This is a genomic window from Actinomadura meridiana, from assembly GCF_039537545.1.
In the GTDB taxonomy this organism is placed as follows: Bacteria; Actinomycetota; Actinomycetes; order Streptosporangiales; family Streptosporangiaceae; genus Spirillospora; species Spirillospora meridiana.
The window spans coordinates 396,490-414,116 of the sequence record NZ_BAABAS010000020.1; the positions used below are offsets into that span (position 1 = coordinate 396,490).

At 70.3% G+C, this 17,627-nt stretch carries 20 protein-coding genes; 8 read left to right on the plus strand and 12 right to left on the minus strand.

Going from position 1 to position 17,627, the window contains the following annotated elements; translation table 11 throughout:
• Window positions 1–133 precede the first annotated feature (133 nt).
• From ABD808_RS27805 to purD, 3 genes are read right to left on the minus strand one after another with little or no spacing between them, the layout of a single operon-like run.
• Window positions 134–922, minus strand: coding sequence for an MOSC domain-containing protein (locus tag ABD808_RS27805; RefSeq protein ID WP_344902415.1), 789 nt, complete (start codon window positions 920–922; stop codon window positions 134–136).
• A gap of 23 nt (window positions 923–945) precedes the next feature.
• Entirely contained in the window at window positions 946–2,256 is a 1,311-nt protein-coding gene (purB, locus tag ABD808_RS27810; protein WP_344902418.1) for an adenylosuccinate lyase, read from the minus strand.
• A gap of 45 nt (window positions 2,257–2,301) precedes the next feature.
• The gene (purD, locus tag ABD808_RS27815; protein WP_344902421.1) at window positions 2,302–3,555 is read right to left on the minus strand and encodes a phosphoribosylamine--glycine ligase; all 1,254 of its coding nucleotides are present in this window, start codon (window positions 3,553–3,555) and stop codon (window positions 2,302–2,304) included.
• 338 nt (window positions 3,556–3,893) lie between these two features.
• On the opposite strand from purD, the gene ABD808_RS27820 reads away from it, so the two are divergent.
• The 3 genes from ABD808_RS27820 to ABD808_RS27830 all read left to right on the plus strand — a co-directional run bounded on the left by ABD808_RS27820 (window position 3,894) and on the right by ABD808_RS27830 (window position 5,917).
• A complete protein-coding gene (locus tag ABD808_RS27820) occupies window positions 3,894–4,982 on the plus strand; it encodes a magnesium and cobalt transport protein CorA (protein WP_344902424.1) in 1,089 nt (362 codons plus the stop codon).
• 19 nt (window positions 4,983–5,001) lie between these two features.
• Entirely contained in the window at window positions 5,002–5,421 is a 420-nt protein-coding gene (locus ABD808_RS27825; RefSeq protein ID WP_344902427.1) for a hypothetical protein, read from the plus strand.
• A 331-nt stretch (window positions 5,422–5,752) separates the two neighbouring features.
• Window positions 5,753–5,917: a hypothetical protein gene (locus tag ABD808_RS27830; RefSeq protein WP_344902430.1), complete on the plus strand. Its 165-nt coding sequence runs from the start codon at window positions 5,753–5,755 to the stop codon at window positions 5,915–5,917.
• A gap of 253 nt (window positions 5,918–6,170) precedes the next feature.
• Here the strand turns inward: ABD808_RS27830 and ABD808_RS27835 are convergent, their stop codons facing one another.
• The 3 genes from ABD808_RS27835 to ABD808_RS27845 form a co-directional block, all read right to left on the minus strand.
• Window positions 6,171–6,977, minus strand: coding sequence for a glycerophosphodiester phosphodiesterase family protein (locus tag ABD808_RS27835; RefSeq protein ID WP_344902433.1), 807 nt, complete (start codon window positions 6,975–6,977; stop codon window positions 6,171–6,173).
• A 1-nt stretch (window position 6,978) separates the two neighbouring features.
• A complete protein-coding gene (locus tag ABD808_RS27840) occupies window positions 6,979–8,262 on the minus strand; it encodes an adenylosuccinate synthase (RefSeq protein WP_344902436.1) in 1,284 nt (427 codons plus the stop codon).
• Between the two features lie 132 nt (window positions 8,263–8,394).
• Window positions 8,395–9,273: an SDR family oxidoreductase gene (locus ABD808_RS27845; RefSeq protein ID WP_344902439.1), complete on the minus strand. Its 879-nt coding sequence runs from the start codon at window positions 9,271–9,273 to the stop codon at window positions 8,395–8,397.
• A 14-nt stretch (window positions 9,274–9,287) separates the two neighbouring features.
• On the opposite strand from ABD808_RS27845, the gene ABD808_RS27850 reads away from it, so the two are divergent.
• The gene (locus ABD808_RS27850; protein WP_344903513.1) at window positions 9,288–9,779 is read left to right on the plus strand and encodes a LysR substrate-binding domain-containing protein; all 492 of its coding nucleotides are present in this window, start codon (window positions 9,288–9,290) and stop codon (window positions 9,777–9,779) included.
• A gap of 9 nt (window positions 9,780–9,788) precedes the next feature.
• On the opposite strand, the gene ABD808_RS27855 is transcribed toward ABD808_RS27850, so the two are convergent.
• From ABD808_RS27855 to ABD808_RS27870, 4 genes are all read right to left on the minus strand, one after another.
• On the minus strand, window positions 9,789–10,211 hold the full coding sequence (locus ABD808_RS27855; RefSeq protein WP_344902442.1) for a DUF3151 domain-containing protein: 423 nt from the start codon (window positions 10,209–10,211) through the stop codon (window positions 9,789–9,791).
• Between the two features lie 14 nt (window positions 10,212–10,225).
• Window positions 10,226–10,726: a GNAT family N-acetyltransferase gene (locus ABD808_RS27860; RefSeq protein ID WP_344902445.1), complete on the minus strand. Its 501-nt coding sequence runs from the start codon at window positions 10,724–10,726 to the stop codon at window positions 10,226–10,228.
• A 46-nt stretch (window positions 10,727–10,772) separates the two neighbouring features.
• Window positions 10,773–11,222: a winged helix-turn-helix transcriptional regulator gene (locus ABD808_RS27865; protein WP_344902448.1), complete on the minus strand. Its 450-nt coding sequence runs from the start codon at window positions 11,220–11,222 to the stop codon at window positions 10,773–10,775.
• A gap of 111 nt (window positions 11,223–11,333) precedes the next feature.
• A complete protein-coding gene (locus tag ABD808_RS27870) occupies window positions 11,334–11,822 on the minus strand; it encodes a SigE family RNA polymerase sigma factor (protein WP_344902451.1) in 489 nt (162 codons plus the stop codon).
• 261 nt (window positions 11,823–12,083) lie between these two features.
• Here ABD808_RS27870 and ABD808_RS27875 point away from each other — a divergent pair, with 261 nt between their 5' ends.
• The gene (locus tag ABD808_RS27875; RefSeq protein WP_344902454.1) at window positions 12,084–13,136 is read left to right on the plus strand and encodes a hypothetical protein; all 1,053 of its coding nucleotides are present in this window, start codon (window positions 12,084–12,086) and stop codon (window positions 13,134–13,136) included.
• A complete protein-coding gene (locus ABD808_RS27880; protein ID WP_344902457.1) occupies window positions 13,130–13,969 on the plus strand; it encodes a MauE/DoxX family redox-associated membrane protein in 840 nt (279 codons plus the stop codon). Before ABD808_RS27875 ends, ABD808_RS27880 begins: the two co-directional genes overlap by 7 nt.
• 284 nt (window positions 13,970–14,253) lie before the next feature.
• Here ABD808_RS27880 and ABD808_RS27885 read toward each other — a convergent pair whose 3' ends face one another.
• Window positions 14,254–15,447 (minus strand): ATP-binding protein, encoded by a 1,194-nt coding sequence (locus ABD808_RS27885; protein WP_344902460.1) that lies wholly within the window; start codon window positions 15,445–15,447, stop codon window positions 14,254–14,256.
• Between the two features lie 329 nt (window positions 15,448–15,776).
• Between ABD808_RS27885 and ABD808_RS27890 the strand changes: the two genes are divergently transcribed.
• A complete protein-coding gene (locus ABD808_RS27890; RefSeq protein ID WP_344902463.1) occupies window positions 15,777–16,238 on the plus strand; it encodes a MarR family winged helix-turn-helix transcriptional regulator in 462 nt (153 codons plus the stop codon).
• 75 nt (window positions 16,239–16,313) lie between these two features.
• Here the strand turns inward: ABD808_RS27890 and ABD808_RS27895 are convergent, their stop codons facing one another.
• A complete protein-coding gene (locus ABD808_RS27895) occupies window positions 16,314–16,730 on the minus strand; it encodes a hypothetical protein (protein ID WP_344902466.1) in 417 nt (138 codons plus the stop codon).
• A gap of 163 nt (window positions 16,731–16,893) precedes the next feature.
• On the opposite strand from ABD808_RS27895, the gene ABD808_RS27900 reads away from it, so the two are divergent.
• The gene (locus tag ABD808_RS27900) at window positions 16,894–17,625 is read left to right on the plus strand and encodes a M15 family metallopeptidase (protein ID WP_344902469.1); all 732 of its coding nucleotides are present in this window, start codon (window positions 16,894–16,896) and stop codon (window positions 17,623–17,625) included.
• The last annotated feature ends 2 nt before the right edge of the window (window positions 17,626–17,627 follow it).

Consider the following 17,627-nt stretch of genomic DNA (forward strand, 5'->3'; position numbering starts at 1 on the left):
CCAAGTAAACCACCGGGCCGGGAGTGACGGATCCGGCCCTCGCCCTGTGGACGTCGGTCTGTTCCTTGGGATGCCCGACGAACGGCGAAGGTTCACCCCGATCATGGTCAAGCTTGGTGCGATCAGGTTGCGGTCAGTTACGGCGCGGCTCCAGGACCTTCACCGGATCGCCCAGCGTGAGCGTGCCGAGCGTGCGCGGGACGCAGTTCTGGCCGAACTGGATGCCGCGGTCGCGGGTGCGGTAGGTGGCGAGCGTCCGCAGCGGTTCACGGCCGCGTTCGCCGGTGTCCTGGTCGGTGGTGGTGACGACGCAGCGGCCGCAGGGCTTGACCATCTCGATGACGGTCTCGCCGATGCGCAGCAGGCGGACGTCGTCCTCGCCGAACGCGCCGAGACCCTCGATGACCAGGCTCGGACGGAACCGGTTCATCGGGAGCGGCTCGTCCAGCCGGGCGTTCAGGTCGGTGAGCGACTCGGCGGAGATGAGCAGCAGCGGGTACCCGTCGGCGAACATCAGCTCGCCGCCGCCCCTGGACGTGTCCCGGTGCCCGGTGAAGCGGACGAGGCGGCAGTCCTGGTCGAGGAAGGCCGAGAACCACGCCGCGGCCTCGTCGCCCTGGTGGACGCCCTCGCACTCCTTCCGGTGGACGGTCACGTCCAGGACCTCGCCGTCGTCCACGGCCTTGTGGACGAGCGGCGAGAGGCCGGGCGCGTGCACCGTGAGGACCTCGCCGTCGTAGGACGGACGCAGCAGCGCCATCCGCCCCAACTCCCGCTGGGACAGGAACCTGCCCTCGGGCGTGACGAGCATGAACTCGCGGTCGAACGGCAGGCCCCGCGCGGACAGGTCCGCACGAGTCAGGGCCGTGCCACGGGCGCCTTTGAGTGGATAGGCGTTCAGTTCGGTCAGGGTCGCCGTCAAGGTCCCTCCGGTCGGATCGGTCTCTACTGGAGAGCGGCCAGGCGGTCGAACACGGGGCCGAGCCGCTCGACGAAGCGTTCGGGGCGGCACACCTCGTCCAGGCGCGCCTCGTCCAGCTTCAGGCCGTTCTCGGCGGCGTGCCTGCGCAGCGTGTCGCGGAACGGCACGCCGGTCTCCCAGGTCTCCATCGCGGCCTTCTGGACGAGCGGGTACGCCTCGTCGTCGCGCGACATCCCGGCCTCGACCAGCTCGAGCAGGACGGTCGAGGTGTAGATGAGGCCGCCGGTCGATTCGAGGTTGGCCAGCATCCGCGCCTCATCGACGACAAGTCCGGACATGAGGCGATTCGTCAGATTGAGCATGTAGTCGAGCGCGATGGAGGCGTCCGGCAACGCGATCCGCTCCGTCGACGAATGCGAGATGTCGCGCTCGTGCCAGAGCGGGATGCCCTCCAGCACCGGGACGATCTGCGCCCGCACGATCCGCGCCATCCCGGCCAGCCGCTCCGAGATGATCGGGTTCTTCTTGTGCGGCATCGCCGACGAGCCTTTTTGACCCTTCCCGAACGGCTCCCACAGTTCGCGGACCTCAGTGCGCTGCCCGTGCCGCACCTCCAGCGCAATCGCCTCGCACACCGTCGCCAGTACCGCCAGCGCCGATACCCATTCGCCGATGCCGTCGCGCATCACGACCTGCGTCGACACGTCCGCCGTGCGGAGGCCGAGCTTGCGCGCGACGTGCAGTTCGACCGCCGGGTCGATGTTGGAGTACGTCCCGACCGCGCCGGAGATCGCCATCACGCCGACGGCCTCGCGGGCCCGGCGGAGACGGTCGCGCGACCGGGCCGTCGCGAACGCGAAGTCGGCGACGCGGTGGCCCCACACGTCCGGCTCGCCGTGGATGCCGTGCGTGCGGCCGACCCGCAGCGTCGCCCGGTGCGCGAGCGCGTGGTCGCGCAGCGTCGCGACCAGCGTGTCGGCCTTGGCGAGCAGGATGTCGGTGGCCTCGACGAGCTGGATCGCCAGCGCCGTGTCCAGCAGGTCGGACGACGTCATGCCGAAATGGACGTACCGGGCCGCCTCCCGGGGCTCGGTGTTGTCCGCCCACGCCGACAGGAACGCGATCACGTCGTGCTGGGTGACCGCCTCGATCTCGTGCACCGCCTCGGGCGTCGGCGGCGGCGCCTTCCGGACCGGCTCGACCACCTCCGGCGGGACCGTCCCGGCCTCGGCGTGGGCCTCGACCACCAGGGTCTCGACCCGGCACCACAGCTCGTACTTGTGCGCGTCGCTCCAGACGCGCCCCATCTCCGGAAGCGTGTACCGTTCGATCACCCGACGATTGTCCCAGGTCGCGCGGTCCGCCGTCCGGGCGGGGCGTCACGCCCCCGCGCGCACCGCCCTGAGCGCGATGTCACCGCGGTGATGCGACCCGCGCAGCCCGATCCTGGCGACGGCGGCGTAGGCGGCGTCGCGGGCCTCGCCCAGGTCGGCGCCGGTGCCGACGACGCTGAGGACACGGCCGCCCGACGCGACGAGACGGCCGTCTTCGTCGAGCTTCGTGCCCGCGTGCAGCACGTACGCGCCCGGGGTCGCGGCGGCCTCGTCCAGTCCGGTGATCTCGTCGCCCTTCACCGGGGCGGACGGGTAGCCCTCGGCGGCGACCACGACCGTCACCGCCGCGCCTGGATGCCATTCGGGCCGCAGCGACGGGTCGAGACCGCCGATCGCGCACGCCTGGAGGAGCGTCCCGATCGGGGTCGCCAGCCTGTCCAAGACGACCTGTGTCTCCGGGTCACCGAACCGCGCGTTGAACTCCACGACGCGTACGCCCCTGGACGTCAGCGCCAATCCCGCGTACAGGGTTCCGACGTACGGGGTCTCGCGGCGGCGCAACTCGTCCACGGCGGGCTGGACGACCGTGGACATCACCTCGTCCACGAACCCCGGCGGCGTCCACGGAAGCGGCGTGTACGCGCCCATCCCGCCCGTGTTGGGGCCCTCGTCGCCGTCGTAGGCGCGCTTGAAGTCCTGCGCGGCCAGCAGCGGGACGGCGTGCGCACCGTCGCACAGCGCGAACAGCGAGACCTCCGGGCCGTCCAGGAACTCCTCGATCACCACCCGCTCGCACCCGGCGGCATGCTCGGACGCGGCGGTCCGGTCTTCGGTGACCACGACGCCCTTACCGGCGGCGAGGCCGTCGTCCTTCACCACGTACGGCGGGCCGAAGGCGTCGAACGCCTCCTCCACCTGCGCGGACGTGTCGCACACCCGGGACTCGGCGGTCGGCACCCCGGCCGCCGCCATGATCTCCTTCGCGAACGCCTTGGACGCCTCGATCCGCGCGGCGGCCCGATCCGGCCCGAAACACGGGATGCCCGCCTTCCGCAGAGCGTCACCGACGCCCGCCACCAGCACCGCCTCCGGGCCGACCACCACCAGGGAGACGCCCAGCCGCTCCGCCAGCTCCCTCACCGCCGTCGGATCACACGGATCGAGTTGGTGGTTCTGCGCTATCGCCGCCGTGCCCGGGTTGCCCGGGGCACAGTGCAGGGCGGTCACGGCGGGGTCGCGGTGCAGGGCGCGGGCGAGCGCATGCTCGCGGCCACCCGATCCAAGGACGAGTACTCGCACGCCACGCGAGCTTACTGGGCCTTTGACCCGCACCAGAGCACTGAGGCGACCATCACATCCCGAGATGTGAACCTCACTGTTAGGGACGGCGTCCTAAATGTCGGCTGGTAAGCTTCCACGGGCTTGACCGCCTGCTGTCGAGACGCCTGAAAGGAGGTGGTCGGGATGAGTCCTGGTGATCCTTGCAGTTCGCCGGAAAACCCTCACAGTCCGAGCCGGACTGTCCGACCGTCCGCCTCCATCTGGCGTCCGGCCACCGCTCCCGCGCGCTCCCCTCGCTGACCGGCCCGGGTAGAGCGCGCCGCGACGTGCGTGGCCAGGCGGGTTAGGAGCACCTCATGGCCATGACACGAGTCCGCCCAGGGCGCGCGCTGTTCAAGACGCGCGGCCGCCCCGGCGTCCGGGCGCCGCGCCGCGACTCCGCCGTCATCGACTGGGCCGCCTACATCGACGGGCACCGCGCGTCCACCGCGACCATCGCCGACGCCGTCCGCCTCATCCGCGACGGCCGCCTCACCGCGGACGGCGACAGCGACAGCGCGGGCTTCGTCTGGGTCGGGCTGCACGAGCCGTCCGCCGCCGAACTCACCGACCTCGCCGAGGTCTTCGGCCTGCACCCGCTCGCCGTCGAGGACGCCATCCACGCCCACCAGCGGCCCAAGCTCGAACGCTACGACGACGTCCACTTCGTCGTCATGAAGACCGTCGGCTACGTCTCCAGCGGACCCGGCGGCGCCGAGGTCGTCGAGACCGGCGAGATCATGATCTTCTGCGGGCCCGACTTCGTCGTCACCGTCCGGCACGGCGCCCACGGCGCCCTCGGCCCCGTCCGCGGCGACCTCGAACAGGACCCGGCCCGCCTCGCCCTCGGCCCCGCCGCCGTCCTGCACGCCGTCGCCGACCGCGTCGTCGACGGCTACGTCTCCGTCGCCGCCGCCGTCATGGAGGACATCGACGAGGTCGAAGAGGCCGTCTTCTCCCCCGAGCGCACCGACGAATCCCGCCGCATCTACCGCCTCAAGCGCGAGGTCATCCAGCTCAAGCGCGCCGTCGGCCCCCTCGCCGGACCCCTCCGCCACCTGTCGGGCCGCCGCTTCGTCCCCGCCGAGATCAAGGAGTACCTCCGCGACGTCGAGGACCACCTCACCCGCGTCCGCGAACAGGTCGAGGCCTACGACGAACTCCTCAACCCCATCCTCCAGGCCCACATGACCCAGGTCACCGTCGCCGACAACAAGGACATGCGGAAGATCTCCGCCTGGGGCGCCATCTTCATGGTCCCGACCGCCATAGCCGGGATCTACGGCATGAACTTCACCTTCATGCCCGAAACCGAATGGCGCTACGGCTACCCGATGATCCTCGCGGTCATCGCCCTGGCATGTTTCTCGCTGCACAGGGGCTTCCGCCGAAACGGCTGGTTGTAGAGCCTCGCGGAGGCTGGAAGTGAACGCTGAACGGTCGCACGGCGCACTCCGACTACCCGAAGGCTCCTGGTGGGACTGGGAAGTCATGTCGTGGGGCGGCGCAAGGTTCCAATTGGCCGCTGACTTCGACCTCACCTACCACCACGGCCTGGAGTTGAACTTCAGCACGCCGCTCTACGTCAGTTGCCCTTCGACGTTCCACGACCCCGTCTTTCGTGCGTCCACTCGTGAGGAGTCGTCGTCGATCGCTCGACGGCTCGGTGAGGAACCGCCTGTCCTGGTCGCCTTCGACGCGGACGCCGGGGGACGGGAACCGCTCCCGTGCCTCATAGCAGCGGAACGGCTCGACATCGTGCACGAGACCGTCCTCAGGTACTGGCGCGAAGACGCGGCACCAGACCAGCGCTTCGCCTCGTGGGTACACCCACCGACTGGCTAGTCGAGAATTCGGCGTAGACGCTCGGGTAGTCGGTGACTATGGCGTCGAGGTCATAGCTGACGTTGGAGCCGGTGGCTGAGCCCTAGAATCCGGTGGGCTAGGCGGAGGTCAATGCGCGTAGTTCCCGGGCGGCTGGGAGTGTACGGGCTTGCTCGGGGAGGGCCTCTAGGACGCGGCGAGCGGTGAGAGTCACACGCTTGATCCGGCGGTCTTCCGGAACAGCCTCTATGACACTCAGTGCTTGCCTGCTGGCTTCGACAGGGTCTCTGCGTGCCTCAAGGTTCACTAATGGTGACCGAAGAATCACGCGCGTCGCAGCCAGGACGGTCCCATGACCTCTACCCCGCAAGACATCCAGCAGCAGCTAGCCCGCCTCCGTGAGGGCTTCCCCGGCTGGGTGTTCGTCGACGGCGTCCTCCAGATCGAGGCACAGCTCGACGCCGAGGACACCGCACGGGCCGTCGCCACGGTCCCCGCCGAGCGGTACACCCGGTGACCGCGCCGTGCTGTGCTCAGCGGCGCGGCGCGCGGCGATGGATGTGCATGGACACCCTGTTCTGGTTTGGGGGCCTCGGCAACTTGTGGCTACCACTCGCCGGTCACTGTGCCTGCGAGGAGGCGACCCGTGGCCGCTGACGACACGGCACGGATCAGGCGTGCCACTGAGTACCGCTACGAGAAAGGGCGTTCTCTGCTCGGAGGGCCGGACGCGGATCAGGTCCGTGTTCAGCGCGCGTAGCCGTTGCTCATCATCGAGGCGTTGCGGTTTGGAGCTGGATCAGGCGGTCGGGGTAGTCGGTGACTATGGCGTCGACGTCGTAGTCGATGAAGCGAGTCATCTCTTCTGGGGTGTTTACCGTCCAGACGATTACTGGGAGGGCTCTGGCGTGGGCCGCTTCTACCAGGGGTGGGGTCGTCAGGACGTGTTCTGGGGAGAAGGCCGTGGCGCCTATCTCGGCGGCGGCTGAGACTGGGTCGGCTGGGGATTGGCCTGCCAGCCAGGTGGTGTTGGGGGTCAGGGTCTTGCGTTCGGCCAGGGCTACTCGGCCGAAGGTGGGGTGGTTGTCTCGGGCCTGGGTTAGGACTCGCCAGTCGAAGGCCAGGAGGCGGGTTCGGTTTGTCAGGCCTGCGGACGTCAGGATTTCCACCGTGGTTCCGAGGAGGAGGTCGATCTCGTGAGGTGGCCAGGTGGGGTCGGTTTTTAGTTCTACCGAGAGTGTTATGTGTGTGGGGGCTAGGAGGGCGCAGGTTTCGGTGAGGGTGGGGATTCCTCCGGCGCCTGCGTTGATGGTGCGGAGTTGGGGGAGGGTCAGGTCGCGGATGCGTTTGCCCACGTAGGGGTAGGCCGGGTCGCCTGGGTGGGCTGGTTTTGTGTCTTTGAGGTTGTGGGGGGAGAGGGTTTGGTCGTGGTTGAGGACGACCTCGTTGTCGGCGGTTAGGCCGACGTCCAGTTCTATGGCGTCCACGCCCAGGGCCACGGCGTGGGCGAAGCCGGGGAGGGTGTTCTCCGGGCGGAGTCCTCGGGCGCCGCGGTGGCCGTGGACCTCTACGGGCATGTCAGACCAGGGGGCGGAGTGACAGCGTCTGGTCGCGGCCCGGGCCGACGCCGATCGCGGAGATGCGGCAGCCGGAGAGGTCTTCCAGGGCGCGGACGTAGGCCTGCGCGTTCTTGGGGAGGTCCTCGAACTTCTTGGCGCCGGTGATGTCCTCCTGCCAGCCGTCCAGGTGTTCGAGGATCGGCTTGGCGTGGTGGAACTCGGTCTGGGTGGTCGGCAGTTCGTCCACGCGGGTGCCGTCCACCTCGTAGGCGACGCAGACCGGGACCTGGTCCAGGCCGGACAGGACGTCCAGCTTCGTGAGGAAGTAGTCGGTGATGCCGTTGACGCGGGTGGCGTAGCGGGCGATGACGGCGTCGAACCAGCCGCAGCGGCGGTCTCGGCCCGTGGTGACGCCGTACTCGCCGCCGGTCGTGCGCAGGTACTCGCCCTGCTCGTCCAGCAGTTCGGTGGGGAACGGGCCGGAGCCGACGCGGGTCGTGTACGCCTTGATGATGCCGATCACGCGGGTGATCTTCGTGGGGCCGATGCCGGAGCCCGCGCAGGCGCCGCCCGCGGTCGGGCTGGACGACGTCACGAACGGGTAGGTGCCGTGGTCGAGGTCCAGGAGGGTGCCCTGGGCGCCTTCGAGGAGGACGACCTTGTCGTCGTCGAGGGCCTCGTTGAGGACGAGCGTGGTGTCGCCCACGAACGGCCGGAGGCGCTCCCCGTACTCCAGGTACTCCTGGACGATCGGGCCCGTCTCGATGCGGCGCCGGTTGTAGACCTTCGTCAGGACCTGGTTCTTCTCGCGCAGGGCCAGGTCGAGCTTCTGGGTGAGGATGTTCGGGTCGAACAGGTCCTGCACCCGGATGCCCATGCGGTTGATCTTGTCGGCGTAGGTGGGGCCGATGCCGCGTCCGGTGGTGCCGATCCTGGCCTTGCCGAGGTAGCGCTCGGTGACCTTGTCCAGGGCCCGGTGGTGCGGCATGATCAGGTGCGCGTTCGCCGAGATCAGCAGGCGTTCGCAGCTCACGCCGCGGGCGCGCAGGCCGTCGATCTCCTGGAGCAGCACGGCCGGGTCGATCACCACGCCGTTGCCGATCACCGGGACGACGTCGGGGGACAGCACCCCGGACGGCAGCAGGTGCAGCGCGTAGCTCTGGTCGCCGATGACCACCGTGTGCCCGGCGTTGTTGCCGCCCTGGTAGCGGACGACGTAGTCGACGTCCCCACCGAGCAGGTCCGTCGCCTTGCCCTTGCCCTCATCTCCCCACTGGGCCCCGACAAGAACGATGGCAGGCATGCCACATTTCCTTCCCCACGACGAAGGCCCCGGTCGCCGCAAGTGCGCGAAGGGGCCTCTTGCGATCAAAGCGTACCCGCACCTGGGCGGCGAGGAAACCGGAGCACCCGCCGCCCCGGGCGCGGCGCTCGATCAGCCGGTGAAGTAGTGGCCCACGTGAAGGTCCTGGAGGAGGCGTGGCCGGGTGGGACGCCAGTCGAGGAGCTTTCGGGTCAGTTCGCTGGACACGGGGACGTCCCGCGACACGAAGGCGGACAGGAAACCGAAGTGCGCGTTCTTCTCGTCGTCGGGAATGCTCTTGACTGGCACGTCCAACTGAATACCGATCACGTCGGCTATTTCGCGGAATGGCACGCCCTCGTCATCGACCGCGTGCAGCCGCGCGCCCGCTGGGGCCTCTTCCAGGGCCAGTCGGAGCAAATTCGCGGCGTCTCGGTTGTGGACGGCGGGCCAGCGGTTGGCGCCGTCGTCCACATAACCGGCGACGCCCGAGTCGCGGGCTATGCGGATCAGGGCGGGGACGAAGCCGGTGTCGCCGTCGCCGTGCACGGAGGGCGGGAGGCGCACCACCGACGACCGCACACCGCGCCTGGCCAGCGCGAGGGCCGCGTTCTCCGCCGGGGCCCGGTGCGACGCCGGGTCGGGTTCGTCCTCCCCCGTGGCCCGGCCGCCAGGGGAGACCGACAGGGTGCCGGACGGGACGACGAACGGCTTGCCGGTGCCGTCGAGCGCCTCGCCGATGGCCTCGATGGCGCGCAGGTCGGCCCGTCCGGCCGAGTCGAGGTCGCCGTTGAACACCAGGTCGTTTCGGTAGGCCAGGCGGATGACGCCGTCCGTGGCGCGAGCCCCCTCGCGCAGGCCGTGGAGATCGTCCAGGTCGCCAAGGTGCGCTTCGGCGGCGGCGGCCGCGTCGGAACGGGCCAGGCCGACGACCTGGTGCCCGGCGTCCCTCAACTCGCGGACCACGGCGGACCCGACGAATCCGGTGGCGCCGGTGACGAAAACACGCATGATGCTCTCTTCATCTGGAGTGGGACGAGCCACGCACGGCCCTCCTGGAGCATCGGGTGGACGCGGCCGTGTGCCGCCTGCCGTTCCCGACCGGCGGGCTGCATGTGACCGTCCTGTACGACGAGCCGCGCGTGGTGCTGATGCCGCTCGACCACCGGCTGGCCCACCGCGAGTCGCTCACGCTCGACGACATCGCCGACGAGCCGCTGCCCCTGTTGTCGTCCGACGCGGCCTGGAACGCGCACTGGCGCATCGACCCGCGCCCCGACGGGTCCCGGGCGCCGGACGGTCCCGTCGTGGACGCGGTCGAGGACAAGAACGAGTTCGTGGCCGCCGGGCAGGCCGTGGCGATCGTCCCCGCCGGGATCCGGCACCGGCCCGACCTCACCACCGTCCCGCTGGAGGGCGTCGAGCCGAGCCATGTCGTGCTCGCGACCCGCGCCGGTGACCGTGACCGGCTGCTCGCGGCCTTCCGCGTCTGCGCCGAGGACCTCCTCACGGGGTGACGGCGGCGGCTAGGACGCCTCCAGGGTGTCGGCGGCGGTCGGGCTGCTGTCGCGCAGGAAGGTCTTGCAGCGTTCGGCCTCGTGGTCCTCGCCGATGGCGGCGGCGGCGCGGCCGAGGGCGTGCAGGGACCGCAGGAAGCCGCGGTTGGCCTCGTGCTCCCACGGAACGGGCCCCTGGCCCTTCCATCCGGCGCGGCGGAGCTGGTCGAGGGCGCGGTGGTAGCCGGTACGGGCGAACGCGTAGGAGTCGATGACGCTGCCGTTCGCGAACGCGCGGTCGGCCAGTTCGGCCCACGCGGCCGGGTAGTCGGGGTGGCGGGCGGCGACCTCGAACGGGTCGAGGCCGTTCTCCAGGGACTCGCGCGCCTCGGGGTTGTCCGGCAGTTCGGTCGGAGGCAGGCCGCCGAGCAGGTTCTGGGTCATGCGGGCCATCGTAAGCAGGAACGTCAGGCCGTGCTGGGCAGGGGGAGGCGGAAGTGGGTCGAGGCGCCGTCCCTGGTCGAGCGCGCCGCCGGCCAGCCGCGCCTGACGAACCGGACGGCGCCCTTGTTGGTGAGCACGACGTCCGCGTCGAACTCGGTGATGCCGCGCCGGGCGGCGAGTTCGGCGAGGTAGACGACGAGGGCGGTGCCGACGCCGCGCCGCTGCCACCGGTCGGTGACGAGGACGGCGAGCCCGGCGCGCCAGGGCCGTCCCGGGTGCCGGACGTACTCGGCGATGCCCGCGATCTCGTCGCGGTCCAGCGCCACCATGGCCTCCCGGTCCCAGTGGTCGAGGCCGTCGAGCAGGGCGACGTAGTGGCGGGGGAGCCGGGGCGTCCCGGCGAAGAAGCGGGTGTAGAGGCTGTCGGCGGACAGCCGGTCCGACATCCGCAGCACGCTCACCCGATCGGCGATCCCGTACGGGCGGAACCGCAGGTCCCAGGAGCGGGTAGCGAGTTGTTCCATGCAACCCATTGCAGCGCGGAAAGTTGTGTGAAGCAACTCGTTACGGTCAGGCGCTCGGGCCCGGACGCGGTTCGACGTCGGTCGGTTCGAGGAACGCGCCGCAGGAGTCGCAGGTGAACCGCGGGGTCAGGCTCCCCTCACAGCCCCGGTGGCCGATGATCAGGGGCGGCCCCTCGGGCGCGTAGTGGCGGTCGCCCCACATCATCAGCGTCATCATCGCGGGCCACAGCTCGACGCCCTTGCGGGTCAGCCGGTACTCGTGCCGCTCCGGCCGCTCCTGGTACGGGACGCGCCGCAGCACGCCCTCCTCGCACAGCCGGTTGAGCCGGTCGGTGAGGACGTTCCGCGCCACGCCCAGCTCGTCCTGGAAGTCGTCGAAGCGCCGCACGCCCTGGAGGGCACTGCGGATCACCAGCAGCGTCCACCGATCGCCGACGACCTCCAACGACCGCGCGATCGAACAGTTCTGTGACTCGTAGGTGCGGGGTAGTGCCACACCTGTGACCTTACGTGTTGGCGCGTTCCCGTCCCAGCGCGTCCCACGTGGGCCCGTGTGAGCCCGCGTGGGCCCGTGTGAGCCCGGCCCCGGACGAGGCGCCGATCGGGGCTAGCGGGTGGTCATGAGTTCGCGAAGTTTGGTCATGCCCCGGGACACGGTCGACTTGACCGTTCCGACGCTGATGCCCAGGGTCTCGGCGATCTCGCGTTCCGACATGTCCTCGTAGTAGCGGAGCATGACGGCGAGGCGCTGCCGCTCGGGGAGATGGCGGAGGGCGCGGCCCAGTTCGTCGCGCATCTCGCTGCGTCCGGTGTGGTCGTCCACCGGACGGTCCGGGAGCCGGTCGGTCGGGTAGACGTCGAGTTTGCGGCGGCGCCACCAGGAGATCTGCGTGTTGACCATGGCGCGGCGGACGTAGCCGTCGACGGCGGCCGGGTTCTGGATGCGGTCCCAGGCGAGATAGGTCTTGGCGAGGGCGGCCTGGAGGAGGTCCTCGGCCTCGCCGCGGTCGCTGGTGAGCTGGTTCGCGGCGCGGAGCAGCACGGTCCCGCGTTCCGCCACGTACGCGCGGAACTCCTCGTGCCGCGTCCCGTTCACCTCACCACCGGACCAGGGGTTGCGGAGCCGCCACCGGCTCCCCGTATGGTCGACGATCGCACGGTGATCGTAATTTCGGGCATACGGAAAATACATATCCGGGTCAACCAGAGGATAATCTTCATCCCGGGTAGATCAAACGTCCTCCACCAGCTGACTTATCGCGACAAATCCGTCGACAGCGCGAGTCACCGTACGTGACTCTTGACTCGCTGTCCTAACAGCTGTGGCCCAGAGTGATGATGGACGCCGGAGCCCCGCATGCCGCCACCTCAACACCGTGGAGCGAGCCGCCGCCGACGCCGCGCCGCCGTCCTCGGAACGTCCCAGGACGACGGTAGCCCGGAGCCGGCGGGCCCCCCGCCGACCGCGGTGACCGGGATCGTGCTCGACACGGCCCCGCATCTCCTCGTCGTCGGCACCGTGGACGACGAGGTCCGCCTGGCGATGGCGCCTGACACGGCGGTCTGGCACGGCGGTCGCGGGGGCTCCGCCCTGCTCAGACCGGGCCACCAGGTGATCGTCCGGCCGAGGGAGGGTCGCGCCGTCCGGGACGGGGCGGCCGCGCGCGGCGTCCGCGTCGCCGACCGCGTCTGGGCCGACATCGGCCGGGTCACCGGCACGATCCTGGCGTGCGGCAAGGACGGCGTGGACGTGGACATGGGCCCGCACAGGGGCCGGACCCGGGTGGAGATCCCGCCGCGCGCCCTCGGCCGGATACTCGTCCGGCATCCGCGGCTGGAGCCCGGATACCTGATCGACGTGATCTGCGTGCGGACGCCAGGCGGGCCGCTGGCAGTGCATCCGGGCACGTCACAGCCGGGGTACCGGGCGGACGACCTCGCCTCGCCGCGGGTCGCCGCGCCCGTGCCCAGTGTGCTGCGCGGCACGGCGACCTGGTTCGACGGCCGGGCGGTCGACGGGGAGGGGGCCGCGTACCCGGCGGTCGATCCCGAGGGCGACGCCGGGGGGTGCGTGGACGCCCCGTCCGGCTGCGTCGCCTTCCCGTATCTGTCGATCGGCAGCGAGGTCTCCGTCCACAACGAGTGCACCGGACGCGCGGCGCCGGTGCCCATCGTCGAGTGCGGCTGCGTGGCGGCACGCTACTGCGACCGCTGTGTGGAGTGCGGGGCGTCGCCGCGCGGGCGGATCGTGGAGTTGACGCCCGCCCTGTTCGCGGGCCTCGGCGGCGACCTGGAGTCCGGCTGTTTCAACGCCGCGATCCGGCCCTTGCCGGGCGGCGCGCGGCGCCGGTTCTACCCGGTGGATCGTTCCTCCGCCGGGGCCGTGCCGGAGGGGGCGGCGGCATGGTGACGGCGTTCCAGAACACGCAGGTGCTGCTGCTGGCGGCGGTGCTGCTGGCCGCGTGCCTGGCGAAACTGACGGTCCGGGAACCGGCGGCGAACGCCTCGCACCGCGTCCACGGCGTGCCGGTGCCCGCGGGCCTCGCGCGGCTGACCGCGCTGCGCGGCAACCGCGGGATGGCGGTCGGGCTCGGGCTCGGCGAGGGCGTGCTCGGGCTGGCGCTGCTGGTCACGTCGCATCTGTCGGTGCGGCTGGCGACGACGGTGGTGTTCGCCGCCGCGACCTGGGTGGTCGGTGAGCTGCGGGTCCGCCGTCCGGACGCGGGATGCGGCTGTTTCGGCGGGCTGAGCCCCCGGCGGGTGGAGCGGCGCAGCGTGGTGCGCGCGATGCTGTTCACCGGGGCCGGGGTCGCCTCGCTCGGGGCGCCGATGGCGGGGCTGGACGTGTTGCGCGACGTCCAGGCGCAGGTGTGGCTGGTGCTCGCGGTGGAGGTGGCGCTGCTGGCCGCGCTGTCGCCCGAGCTGGCCGCCGTCCTCGAACGGGGCGGGCTGCCGCGCTGTCCGCGCACGTCGACGCCGTGCGAGCGGCGGCGCAGCCCGATCGGAGAGACGTACGCGACGCTCTTCAACAGCCCCGCGTGGGTGGAGCACGAGAACGTCATCACGAGCGCCGTCCCGCTGGACGTGTGGCGGGAGGGCTGCTGGCGTTTCGTGGTCTTCCCGGCCCGCGTCGCCGGACGAAGTCTGGAGGTCGTGTTCGCGGTGTCGACCGCCGAACGCGACCGGACGGTCCGCTCGGCGCTGACGGCACCGGACGCGCACGACCTCTCTGCGATTCTCTAGCCCATTCTTGGACTCGTCCAATAAATGGCTAGAGAATCGTCGACGAGGCCTCGGCCCGCGCCTGACCTGCTGTGTCGATCTCTCTTTGTTTCTCTACCGGAGGGCGTAGAGAGCCGTAGAAAAGGCCAGAGCGCATGACAGAAGAATCTACGGCTTTCTAGCCCTGCCGCTAGAGGGTCCTAGAGTTCGCTGACGACAGGGTAGTGATGTCGTTCTCTACAGATCTCTAGCGATTTCGCTAGAGATCGTTATGGGATCGGATGGGCCGGATGAGTCAGACGGGATCAGGCGGGTTGGGAGCGGAGGAACGTGCCGAAGTGCGGGACGGTGAACGCGACCATGCCGCGTTCCGCGCTGTAGATGAGGCCCTTCTTGATGAGGCCGTCACGGGCTGGCGACAGGCTGGACGGCTTGCGGCCCAGCTCGTCGGCGACGGACGCGGTCGACACCGGGTCGTCGCCGAGCATCGCCATGGCGCGCATGTAGTCGCGCTCGGCGGGGGTGGCGCGCTCGTAGCGGCTACCGAAGAAGCCGACCGCCAGTTCGCTCTCCGCCTCCGGGGCCGCGACCTTGATGTCGTCGGCGGTGATCGGGGTGTCGGGCGCGACGTCCCAGACGACCTTGGCGTACGCCTGGACGAAGTACGGGTAGCCGTCGGCCGCGCCGTACAGCGCGTCGAGGGCGTCCTCGGTGAAGGTGACCTCCTCCCGCTCGGCGGGGGCGAGCAGGGCGTAATCGGCGGACTCGCGGTCGAGCCGGTCGATGCGGGCGTAGCGGAACAGCCGCTCGGAGTACGACTTGCTGGCCGACAGGACGGCGGGCAGGTGCGGCAACCCGGCGCCGACCACGATCAGCGGGCCGCCGACCTGCGACAACTCATGGCACGCCGCGCACAGCGCGGACACGTCGTCGGCCGGGATGTCCTGCATCTCGTCGACGAACAGGGCGATCCCGGCGCCGACGTCGGTCGCGACGGAGGCGGCGTCGACGAACAACTCGGTGAGGTCGATCTCCAGGTCGCCGGAGTCGGCACGGCCCCGCGAGGCGGGCACGTCGATGCCGGGCTGCCACCGGTGCGCGCGCGCCTTCTCCTTGCCGGACGGCTCGGGACCCGACTGCGCGAACGCCTTGAGCACGCCGAGGAACTCCTCGATGCGGTCGGGCGCGCGGTGCCGGGGCGCCAGCTCACGCACGGCCCGGTGCAGCGCCGAGGCGACCGGCCGCCGGATCGACTGGTCGGGCCGGGCCTCGATCTTGCCCGTCCCCCACAGCCGCTGGATCGCCATCGACCGGAACGCGTTGAGCAGCACGGTCTTGCCCACCCCGCGCAGCCCCGTGACGATCATGCTGCGCTCGGGACGGCCGCGGGCCACCCGTTCGAGCACGACCTCGAACTGCCTCAGCTCACGGTCGCGGCCTGCCAGCTCCGGGGGACGCTGCCCGGCGCCCGGGGCATAGGGGTTGCGTACGGGGTCCACGCTGTCGGACTCTATGAGGCGATATAGCTGGGGCCGTAGATTTGCGTAGAAACCGCTGCGGCGTGTCGCGTGCTCCCGCCGCCGCTCGCAGCGCGCCTGGCCGTCCGGCCCCCTCGTGGCCACCGTCGCCACCATGCCGCCTCCCCGGGCGAGCGCGTTCGATCATCACGTCGAACCTGTGTTCGACTGTTCGAACACACTAGCGCACGCCGTCCCCGCCCGTCACCCGACTCCGCGACTTCGGGACGCGAATCCATGTCGCCGGGGCCTGGTAACGTGAAAATGACACGCATTAGTTGAATCTTCAATTTGTGCCTATACTCCGTGGTATGAGCGAACCTCGCTGGCTCGACGCCTCCCAGCAGCGCGACTGGCGGGCGTACGTGGACGGAAGCGTCCGGCTCACCGAGATCATGGACCGCGATCTGAAGGCCAGGCACGGACTGTCGGTGTCGGAGTACGAGATCCTCGTCCGGCTCTCCGAGGCGCCCGACCGGCGGCTGCGCATGGCCGAACTCGCCGAGAACGCCAGCCAGTCCCGCAGCCGCCTGTCGCACACCTGCTCCCGCCTGGAGTCCAAGGGCCTGGTCAAGCGGGACAGCTGCCCGAACGACAAGCGGGGCGTCTACGCGCACCTCACCGAGGACGGTTTCGACGCCCTCGACCGCGCCGCCCGCGACCATGTCGAGACCGTCCGGGCGTTCTTCATCGACGCGATCGACCCCAAGGATCTCGAAGCCGTCGGGCGCGCCTTCTCCCTCGTCCTCAAACGCGTCGGCGCCACTCCCTGACCCGGCCCCCGCCTGGTGCGGGACGGACACGGCCTGGTGCGGGACGGACACGGCCTGGTGCGGGACGGACACGGCCTAGAGCGGGACGCTCACGCCGGTGAGAAACCCGACCGACACCAGGGTCAGGAACACCCAGGCGAGCATCATGCCGTGGCCGAACGTCCGCCACCGTCCGCCCACCTTCCACACCAGCAGCCCGCCGAGCCCGAACGCCAGGACGAGCAACGTCACGAACTGCGGCAACAGGCTCGGGCGGCGGCTCGTCATCAGCGGCGCGTACATCATCACGGCGTCGACGAACAGGAAGCTGCCGAACCCCGTCGCCAGCGCCTTGACGTCGCGGCCGAGGAAGACGCGGGCGCGTTCCACGAACACCTGGGCCCTGTCCGGCTGGAGGCGCGGCTGCGCGGTCTCGTCGACCTCCACGCTGTGCGCCACGGCGAAGATCTCGTCCTCCAGGCTGGGGAGGTCCCTCTCCTGAGGTTCCGCCATCCCGGCTCCCCCCGGGGCCGGACACCGCGGGCGACATGCCCGGCGGACGGATGAGTTTCACGGCCCGTCCGTCCCGGCCCCTATCCGGCGGGCGTGCCGTCACTCGCACGGTAGCGAATCCAGGCTCGTACGTGTATGCCGCTGGACATGCCATGCTGGAAAGATGCCAGGTAGATGGCCTATTCGCACCGCCGCTTTCCTTGCCGCGCTGATCACCGCGGCACCCGCCGCGGCGGCCTGCGGCGGTTCCGACGACGATGACGGGACGGCCTCCCCCGCGCCGACCTCGTCCGCGTCGGAGTCCCCGTCCGGGCCCACGGCGGCGCCCACGTTCGAGGCGGAGATCACGAAGGTCGGCGCCGGTGACCTGAAGTACTCGTGGCGCAAGGGCTGCCCGGTGCCGCCGTCCGGCCTGCGCCTGATCAAGATGCCGTACTGGGGGATGGACGACAGAGCGCACGAGGACGGGCAGCTCATCGTCAACGCGAAGGAAGCGAAGGACGTGGCGAGCGTCTTCGAGAAGCTCTACGACATGCGCTACCCGATCAAGCGCATGGAACCGGTCGACAAGTACAAGGCCAGCGACTTCGAGTCGATCGAGGCCGACAACACCTCCGCGTTCAACTGCCGTCCCGCCGAAGGCTCGACGGCCTTCTCCCAGCACGCCTACGGCCTCGCGATCGACATCAACCCCTGCGAGAACCCGTACGTCTACGCCGACGGCCACACCGCCCACGCCGACTGCAAGAAGTACAAGAACCGAAAGAACGACGACCCCGGCGTCATCCACGCCGACGACAAGGTCGTCAAGGCGTTCGCGTCCATCGGCTGGGGCTGGGGCGGCGAATGGAACGGCGCCAAGGACTACCAACACTTCTCGAAGTCCGGCCGCTGATC